This is a genomic window from Streptomyces sp. NPDC002958 (assembly GCF_055563255.1).
Map to the genome: position 1 here is coordinate 1 of NZ_JBVHDS010000055.1, position 8714 is coordinate 8714.

Annotated in this window: 8 protein-coding genes and 4 pseudogenes; 10 read left to right on the forward strand and 2 right to left on the reverse strand. The window is 67.3% G+C overall.

The window, feature by feature from the left end:
* The first annotated feature begins 110 nt into the window (after positions 1 to 110).
* The 7 genes and pseudogenes from ACZ3IC_RS33665 to ACZ3IC_RS33695 form a co-directional block, all read left to right on the forward strand.
* Positions 111 to 695 (forward strand): class I SAM-dependent methyltransferase, encoded by a 585-nt coding sequence (locus ACZ3IC_RS33665; RefSeq protein ID WP_467422467.1) that lies wholly within the window; start codon positions 111 to 113, stop codon positions 693 to 695.
* Between the two features lie 315 nt (positions 696 to 1010).
* Positions 1011 to 1508: pseudogene (locus ACZ3IC_RS33670) on the forward strand (MFS transporter); the annotation flags it as partial.
* A 259-nt stretch (positions 1509 to 1767) separates the two neighbouring features.
* Positions 1768 to 2217: a hypothetical protein gene (locus ACZ3IC_RS33675; protein ID WP_467422471.1), complete on the forward strand. Its 450-nt coding sequence runs from the start codon at positions 1768 to 1770 to the stop codon at positions 2215 to 2217.
* Between the two features lie 118 nt (positions 2218 to 2335).
* On the forward strand, positions 2336 to 2608 hold the full coding sequence (locus ACZ3IC_RS33680) for an AAA family ATPase (RefSeq protein WP_467422468.1): 273 nt from the start codon (positions 2336 to 2338) through the stop codon (positions 2606 to 2608).
* A 325-nt stretch (positions 2609 to 2933) separates the two neighbouring features.
* A complete protein-coding gene (locus ACZ3IC_RS33685; protein WP_467422470.1) occupies positions 2934 to 4172 on the forward strand; it encodes an IS110 family RNA-guided transposase in 1239 nt (412 codons plus the stop codon).
* Between the two features lie 128 nt (positions 4173 to 4300).
* Positions 4301 to 5338, forward strand: a pseudogene (locus ACZ3IC_RS33690) (IS256 family transposase); the annotation flags it as partial.
* 102 nt (positions 5339 to 5440) lie between these two features.
* Positions 5441 to 5653, forward strand: a pseudogene (locus ACZ3IC_RS33695) (IS256 family transposase); the annotation flags it as partial.
* A 63-nt stretch (positions 5654 to 5716) separates the two neighbouring features.
* On the opposite strand, the gene ACZ3IC_RS33700 reads toward ACZ3IC_RS33695, so the two are convergent.
* Positions 5717 to 5902, reverse strand: coding sequence for a hypothetical protein (locus tag ACZ3IC_RS33700; protein ID WP_467422463.1), 186 nt, complete (start codon positions 5900 to 5902; stop codon positions 5717 to 5719).
* Positions 5903 to 6566: 664 nt separating this feature from the next.
* Between ACZ3IC_RS33700 and ACZ3IC_RS33705 the strand changes: the two genes are divergently transcribed.
* Positions 6567 to 7058, forward strand: a complete 492-nt coding sequence (locus tag ACZ3IC_RS33705) for a DUF2975 domain-containing protein (RefSeq protein WP_467422464.1) — start codon at positions 6567 to 6569, stop codon at positions 7056 to 7058.
* On the forward strand, positions 7058 to 7279 hold the full coding sequence (locus tag ACZ3IC_RS33710; RefSeq protein WP_010981499.1) for a helix-turn-helix domain-containing protein: 222 nt from the start codon (positions 7058 to 7060) through the stop codon (positions 7277 to 7279). The genes ACZ3IC_RS33705 and ACZ3IC_RS33710 overlap by 1 nt, the downstream gene beginning before the upstream one ends.
* 494 nt (positions 7280 to 7773) lie before the next feature.
* Here ACZ3IC_RS33710 and ACZ3IC_RS33715 read toward each other — a convergent pair whose 3' ends face one another.
* A complete protein-coding gene (locus ACZ3IC_RS33715) occupies positions 7774 to 8301 on the reverse strand; it encodes a hypothetical protein (protein ID WP_467422466.1) in 528 nt (175 codons plus the stop codon).
* 217 nt (positions 8302 to 8518) lie between these two features.
* Here ACZ3IC_RS33715 and ACZ3IC_RS33720 point away from each other — a divergent pair.
* Positions 8519 to 8714, forward strand: a pseudogene (locus ACZ3IC_RS33720) (hypothetical protein); the annotation flags it as partial.

The following is an 8714-nucleotide window of genomic DNA, read 5'->3' on the forward strand; positions in this document are numbered from 1 at the left end:
TCCGCCGTGTACCGCTTGCTCGTATTGCTCTTCTTGCTCACTACCTGTGACTACTTCCTCCGGGACCTTCCGTCCCAGTATCAGGCTGTCCAGGTGAAAGGGGGAGCTTCATCGAGCTGTACGCGTCGCTGTTCGCTAATCAGCTGGAGACGCAGCCGTTCGCACGGTACATAATCGGCACCTTCGCCGAGTTGGTGCGCGGGACGGGGAACCTGCGGGCCGCCGACGTCGGGTGCGGACCGGGACATCTGACGGTCATGCTGCACGACTTGGGGCTGAACGCCTTCGGGCTCGACCTTTCCCCAGCCATGGTCGACCACGCCCGGCGGGCCCATCCGGCACTGCGGTTCGACGAGGCACGCATGGAGGCCCTGCCGGTCGAGGACGGCACCCTCGGCGGAGTGCTGGCCCACTACTCGATGATCCATACCCCGCCTGGGGAACTGCCCGCGCTGCTCGCCGAGCAGGTACGTGTCCTGGCACCAGGAGGTCTACTCCTGGTGTCGTTCTTCGGGACCGAGGGACCGGAGCCGGTGCGCTTCGACCACAAAGTGACGCCCGCCTACAGCTGGCCGGTGGACCGGTTCACCGACTTGCTGGCCAAGGCCGGGCTCGTCACGTTCGCCCGGCTGCTCCACGACCCGGCCTCCGAACGGGGTTTCCTCGACACCCACTTGCTGGCCCGCCTTCCCTAGAACCTGCCCCCTGGCCTTTAGGGACGGCGGGACGATGATCCTTGAAGGCGTGCGGCCAGCAGACAGCCTCGTCGGCGGGGGAAGCGGAAGTCAGCCCTCCGAGTAGCGCTGGGCTGTAGACGCAAACAGCTCCAGTGTCAGTGCCGTCTGAGACCCTGCGCTCTGTGATCTCAATCCCCAGTTGGACCGAGCCGGGGGTGCTCAATGTCAGCACCTGACGACAACCTCTCGCACTCCTCCACCAAGCCCCATGAAGCCGTCTCCCACCAATCACCTGGCGAGGTGCGGGACAAGGGCCGACTGCCCCGCTCCTACATGCTATGGCTGGCCGGAATCCTGGTGTCCCTGGCAGGCAACTCGGCCTTCTACTTCGCCCTCGGCTGGGCCGCGAGCGAGCACGGCGGCATGATCGCAGGACTGACTCTGAGCGCCATCACGCTTCCCCGCGTCCTTCTCCTGCTCATCGGGGGTGCGGTCAGTGATCGATTCAGCGCGCGCCGTGTACTGATCACGGGCGATGCGGCGATGCTGGTCTTCTCACTCGTCTTGGCCGCGGTCGCCTATCACCTGGGGGCTCCACCACTCCTGCTCATCACAGCGGGCATAGCCGTCGGAGTCGTCGACGCCTTCTACCTGCCGGCTTCCGGATCCATGCCTCGCCGGTTGGTGGACAAGGAGCAGCTCCCTCGCGCTCTGTCTCTCCGGCAGATCGGTGGCCAGGTGGTCAACATGGGAGGCGGCCCACTCGGCGGTGCACTCGTCGGCCTCGCCGGCCTGGCAGGCGCCGCTCTGGTCAACGCCGTTACCTTCGCTCTCACCCTGATCGTGCTGGTGGCCGTCCGGCCACGACACCACGTGCCGCCCTCGGGGGGCGTCCAGTCTCCTCAAGGACGCCATAGACGGTGTGCGTGTGGCGTTCTCCCATCCCGTGTTGCGCCCGGGGCTGTGCCTCACCGGAGCTGCAGCCGGCCTTCTGTTGCCCGTCCTTCCGCTGCTCCTCCCCCTGCTCGCACGCCAGGAGCAGTGGGGCGCGGGATCCACTGGGCTCGTGATCGGAGCGCAAGGAGTAGGCATGGTGGCCGTCACTGCGGTTGTCGTGAAGCGCGGGCCGATGGGCCGGCCAGGGCTCCTGTCGGCAAGCGCGCTGGCGCTGGCCGGGCTGGGAGTACTCGCACTCGCACTCGCGCCCGGCGTGGCGGTAGCGACAATCGCTGCCCTGGTCATCGGCATTGGAAACGGGATGTTTTCTGCCCACATCGCGCCGCTGATCCTCACAGCAACTCCTGGAAGCCACCTGTCCCGTGTGCAGGCCGTACTCGTACTCGTACAGAGTCTCGCCCTGCTGCTCATGAACAACCTGCTCGGCACACTTGCCGACCTCGAAGGTCCGACAGTCGTCACTACCGCCTGCGCCATCATGCTCGTCGGCGTCGGGCTGCTGGGGTTGGCCTCCGGCCCGCTCCGCAGGGACCGGACCGGTCTTGCACCCCGAGCCGACTCGGCGAACGCTCCAAACGTCTGACGCCCTAAATCAGGCATCCCGGCAGATAGATCGCCCGAGCTTGACTCCTATACGCCTGAGGTGGCGCGGTGTTTTATGCTTGATGCGGATGTGAACAGAAGGACTTGCCAGGGAACCGCTGGTCGCTGCGGCGAAGCGGCACGGCATGCCCGCCATCGCGGTCATGATGTCCACCCCGGCCGACGTGTGCGTGGAACGGCAGGGTCCGCGCCCGGCCAACCGGACCGTGCCCGACGACACCGTCCGCGCGCAGCACAAGGCGATGGTCCACTCCCACCCCGCGCTCCTGGCGGAGGGCTTCAACGAGGTCGTTTTCGCCGACAGCCTCTACCGGCTGCTGCCGCATCTGCGGCGCCTGAGCGAGACCCGCAGAGCAATGCTCAAGACCTAATAGCTGTGCACGGTGACGGGTGACCCCTACTCAAGACCTGGAGCCGGACTCCTCTCCACAGGCAGAGGGCCCCGTCACCGTGCACCTGCCGAAGCGCGTCAAACATCTCCACGATGACGTCATGATCGTGACCTGAGCCGTCCGTACGGCCACCTCTCCCTCACCACGCGAGCCGCCGAGCTCCTTCCAGAGACCGGGGACCGTGCGGGGAGCTGGGGCTGCGAACTGCTCATCGGATGTCGGGCCATCGAGCCCTCCTATTAGGTCGCGGCGCGCCCTGCGCAGGCTCACACCAGGACGAGCACGAAGAGTAGGGAGCTTGAAGTTGACAATCACCTGCGGGATCGACTGGGCGGAAGACCACCACGACGTGGCGCTGGTCGACGAGACGGGAAAACTGGTCGCCAAGCAGCGCATCAAGGACGACGCGGGCGGTTTCCGCCAGCTGCTTGCCCTGCTCGCTGAAGCCGGTGACTGCGCTCAAGCCCCGATACCGGTCGCGGTGGAGACCGCCCGCGGCCTGCTGTTCGCCTGCCTGCGCACCACCGGCCGCAAGGTGTACTCGATCAACCCGATGGCCGTGGCACGCTACCGCGAGCGGCACCGCAGCGCCCGCGCGAAGTCCGACCACGCCGACGCGATGACACTGGCCAACATCCTGCGGACCGACGCCGACGTGCACCGGCCCCTGCCCGCCGACTCCGAACTGGTACGGGCGATCGCCGTTCTCGCCCGCGCCCAGCAGGACACGGTGTGGAACCGAGCCCAGCTCAACAACCAGCTGCGCTCGCACCTCAAGCAGTACTACCCGGCCGCCCTCGCTGCGTTCGCCGTCCGCGGCGTGGGCCTGGACTCCCGGGAGGCCCGCGCGGTCCTCGCCGTGGCACCCGACCCGCACACCGCCGCCCGCTTGACCCGTGCCCAACTGCGGGCCGCCCTGCGCAGATCCGGACGGCAGCGGAACATCGAGGTCTGGGCGGAACGGCTGCGCACCATTTTCACCGGCGACTACCTGCACCAGCCGTCGCTCATCGAGCAGGCGATGGGGCGGCAAACCCTCGCGCTGGTGGCCCAGTTGGATGCCGCCTGCCGGGCGGCCGACGACCTCGCCGAGGCTGCGGCCGAGGCGTTCGCCACGCATCCGGACGCCGAAATCCTGGGCAGCTTCCCCGGGATCGGGCCGCTCACCGGCGCACGCGTTCTGGCCGAGATCGGTGACGACCGCACCCGCTTCGCCGACGCCCGCGCCCTGAAGGCGTATGCCGGCTCGGCGCCGGTCACCATCGCCAGCGGCAAGAGCCACCTCGTGCGCCACCGGCGGGTGAAGAACCAGCGGCTGGCCGCCGCAGGCTACGTATGGATCTTCGGGGCACTGCCCTCCTCACAGGTCAAGGCCGAATACGACCGACGCCGGGACCTTGGGGACCGGCACACCGCCGCCATGCGCAACGTCTTCAACCGCTTCCTGGGGTGCCTCTACCACTGCCTGCAGACCGGGCAGAAGTTCGATCCCGGCAAGGCGTTCCCCGCCGCGTCCACGGCGCCGGTGACGCTCGCAGCTTGACTTCTTACCAAGCTCGGATGTCTGTGGATCGACTTCGGGTTGGAAGCGGAGGGCGTACCTTCCCGAATGATCCTGTGATGGTCACCGAGTAGGCCCGCGTTCGCAGCGCGGGTTGGGAAGGCACGCCCGTGCTCAGCGTAGTTAACTCCGACGGTTCGACCGAGTCCGGATCCCTAATCGACGAGATCGTCCGCGAGGGCGCCCGGCGGATGCTCGCTGCCGCGCTGGAGGTCGAAGTCAACCAGTACATAGCCGAGTTGGCCGCGGAGACGGACGATGTCGGGCGCCGCCTGGTGGTCCGCAACGGCCACCACCGGCCGAGGACCGTGAGCACCGCCGCAGGTTCCGTCGAGGTCACAGCCCCGCGGGTGAACGACAGGTGGGTGGACGCGGCCACCGGCGATCGGATGCGGTTCTCCTCGAAGATCCTGCCGCCGTGGTGCCGCAAGTCGCCCAAGGTCAGTGAGGTGCTGCCGCTGCTCTACCTGCACGGGCTGTCCACGGGGGACTTCGTGCCCGCACTGGAGCAGTTCCTCGGCTCGGCGGCCGGTCTGTCGCCGGCGACCGTGACCCGGCTGACCAAGCAGTGGCAGGACGACCACGCCGCCTTCCAGCAGCGCAACTTCGCTGAGTCCGACTACGTGTACGTGTGGGCGGACGGGGTGCACCCCAAGGTCCGGCTCGGGCAGGCGCACTCCTGCGTCCTGGTGCTGATGGGCGTGCGCCTGGACGGCACCAAGGAGCTGATCGCGCTGGCCGAGGGCCTGCGGGAGTCGACCAAGTCGTGGGCGGATCTGCTGCGCGACTGCCGCCGGCGCGGCATGCGCGATCCCGAGCTGGTTGTCGGCGACGGCGCGATGGGCCTGTGGAAGGCGCTGGTCGAGGTGTTCCCGGCTGCCCGCCACCAGCGGTGCTGGGTCCACAAGGCCCGGAATGTCACGAACGCCCTGCCGAAGTCCGCACAGCCGGGCGCAACGAAGGCGATGCAGGAGATCTACAACGCCGAGGACCGCGGCCACGCCGAGAAGGCGATCGAGGCTTTCGCGAAGACATACGGCGCCAAGTTTCCCAAGGCCGTCGCGAAGATCACCGACGACCGCGACGAGCTGCTGGCGTTCTACGACTTCCCGGCCGAGCACTGGATCCATCTGCGGACCACGAACCCCATCGAGTCGCAATGCCAGTGACTTAACGAGCCTTTTGGGGCTCTGACCTGCGGAAGCGTCACCCAGGGAGCCGCCGTCGGACGCCAAAGTCACTGGTATTGCATCGAGTCGACCTTCTCCACCGTCAAGCTCCGCACCAAGGTCACCCGCGGCGCCGGTAGCCCCGCCGCAGCCCTCGCGATGGTGTTCAAACTCGTCGAGTCCGCCCAGGCCCGCTGGCGGGCGATCACCGGAGCCCACCTCGTGCCCCTGGTCCGCATGGGCGCCCGGTTCGAGAGTGGAATCCTGGTCGAACGTTCGCGGGGCGCTGCCTGATCTTGTGGCGGCTGGTCGGTTAGGGCAATTACTCAGACAGGAGTGGGGCTGCCATGACAGAGCTCAGCCGGATTGTGCAGTCTCACGCTGACGGAGCACGTCGTAGCCCACGAACTCAAACAGTCGGGTGCTGGTGCGCAGGGGTCGAGGCGTGCCGGTGAACCGGTGCACACCGACCCCGTAGCCAGCACCCGGTTCGGACAGCCACTGCAGTTCGAAACCCTGCTCGTCGAACCAATCGCAGATCATGGGCACTCGGTCGGGGGCTGCATGGTTGCGAGTCCAGATGACGCTGCCACCGGTCTTGCACAACTGGTTGCAGGCGCCGATGGTGCCCTCGATGTCGCTGTCGGTGATGTTTCCGAAGACACCGCAGACCAGAACGAGGTCCGCGGGGGGGGCATGTCCCGGTACTGGTCGATGAGGGAGGCGTCGCCCGTCACTACCTCGACCTGGTCCAGCCTTGCCAGGCGGGCCGTCTCTGAAGCCGCGGCGGTGTTGCGGGCGTCCAACTCGACAAGCCGCGCCCGCACCTCGTGGCGGCGCGGATGATCAGGCGTTCCAGTCCATTGCCGCACCCTATGACTGACCACGAGCTGCAGACGATCCAATTTCGTTCACGGCAGGGGCAACCGCTGTAGCAGCTAAAAACGAGCCACAGCCCGTCAGATCGCGGCGGTCACGACCTCCGTCATCGGGACAACCGTCGAGCGGCCATCCACAGGTCTTGACAATTACTCAAGCGAGGCCGACTTCGACAAGAAGCAAGACGGCTCTCGCAACCGCCATGCCATGGGAGGGGGCGGCGACGTCCCGCCGCGGTGCGAAACCGTCACCCACCCTCCGTCCCGACTCTTGCTTCATCTATCGATATTCGATAGATTCCCATCGCAACTCGATGGAAGGATGGGTCATGGGAAAGCTGGCAGTGCGTGCGCTGCGCGCCGTGCTCGTGGTGGTGCTCGCCGGCACCGTGTTCGTACAGGCAGGGATGGTGTGGGCATTGGTCAGCGGGAGCGACCCGGAGGACGGTTCACTCCCGCTGACCCCGCTGCGCGTGATCACGATCCTGGGCATGGCGTCGGCCCAGGTCGCCCTGGTCTGCGTATGGCGACTGGTGACGATGGTGCGACGTGGAACCGTGTTCTCCCACGCCGCCTTCCGGTACGTGGACGTCATGATCGGCGCGATCGTGGCGGCTGCTCTCGTATGGTTCGCGGTCACGGCCCTCAATGCGCCGGGCCAGCGGGAAGACCCGGGCGTCACCTTCATCATGGCCGGGGTCGGCGTGGCCATCCTGGGGGTCGCGCTCATGGTGCTCGTACTGCGGATGCTGCTCGCCCAGGCCGTCGCGCGCGATGTCGAAGCGGCGAAGATGCAGGCCGAGTTGGACGAGGTGATCTGATGCCGATCGCCGTCGACATCGACGTGATGCTGGCCAGGCGGAAGATGTCCGTGGGCGAACTCGCGGACCGCGTGGGGATCACGCCCGCCAACCTGGCGGTACTCAAGAACGGCCGCGCCAAGGCGGTGCGCTTCGCGACGCTCGCCGCGCTCTGCGAGGTGCTCAAGTGCCAGCCGGGCGACCTGCTGCGCTGGGAGGCCGAGGACGCCGCGGGCGGATGACGCGCCCCAGGGCGGGCGTGAAAGCGCCTGGCACCACCGGCCCCTGGCTCGGCACGTGGACCGCGTGGACGTGGATCGCCGACACCTGCAGCACTGTCCCGACCCCGTTGGATGGATTCCGGTTGACTTGCACTGCGCCGTCCTGGTCGGCGATCGCCGACCAGCGAACGTGCCCCCACCGCAAACCCCGTCCTTCCAGTGCGGAAGGGCGGGGGTTCGACGGTCGAGTACCACCGGGCGCAGATCCGGGGACCGGACACCTCAGCTTCCGGGAGTGCAGCGTTGCGGACTCGGAGAAGCTGACGGCTCACGCCCGGCTCTGCACCGCCACGCATCACGCGGCTCCGTGATTGCGAAGGAAACCCGGGGAAGGGGACTCGGAGCGGCCGCAGCAAGGTCGAGCCGGGGCGATGGGCGCACAACCAGACCACCAAACAGCGCAAACACCGGGGCGCCGGCAGACCCGTACCTCGCGCTCAACCGGCTTGACCGCCTTACAGCTGGTCCCCCGCACCGGCTGGTTCCGGAGGATGTGTCCCGCCACCGTCCTTCATGTCCGTCTCGCAGGTTCGTCCATCGTAGGACTGGTCATTGGGGATCAATAGGACTCCGGCAACCTGCTCAGGGTGCTCGACGGCGAGCCAGTCGTCGCCCGTGAGGGCACCATCCGGCCCGAACGCCTGCGCCGAATAAACCGTCTGACACCCCAACGCCACGCGCTCCTTATCGACCGCGCAGGCATCCACTGCAGGGCCGGATCTCTCGTCAGCGCCGTCGAAGCGGTAGTGGAAGTGGACCCGGTCACCTTCGGAGGGCACTTGCGGGTGGGGCTCCAGGCGCCAGTCAACGACCTCGGCGGTGACGCCGAGAGGCTGCCCAGACGTGTCCTCGACCTGGACCCTGACACCGGCCTCACCGCGCTCCGCCGTCGTGTCGGTGCAGTGCCAGAGGGAAGAGCAGCCGGACAGGGCGAGAATCACCAGAGCCAACGGGGCACCGGCAAGTACCCGTGCGGGAAACACTGAAATGACCTCCGGTCAGGGTGAGGCGGAGCAGTGTATCCCGGGGCCTGGTAGCTGCGGGTGACGGCGACGAGCGCCTGCGGCGGCGAAGCCGAAGCGCAGGGAAGCCCTGTGAACTGGGCGGGTGCATAAGAAGGTGTCTCTTTTCCGAATCTGATGTGCGAGTCTCTGCAGGTCAGTCGTGGTTGCTTCGTGTTCCAGGCAGGCTGAGGCCGTCGTGTTCGTCCTGGTGATGCGGAAGTGGCGGATGCCGTCGTTGCGGGCAGTGCTGGAGAGCCGTGAGAAGGCGGCTCTGGTGCGGGTGCAGGAACTGCGGGGCGAGTTCGAGCGGGTTCGGGCTGCTCTCGCGGAAGCTGAAGAGGCGCTGAACCACCGGGTGATCGGCCTGGAACAGTATCTGGAGGCCCTGGCCG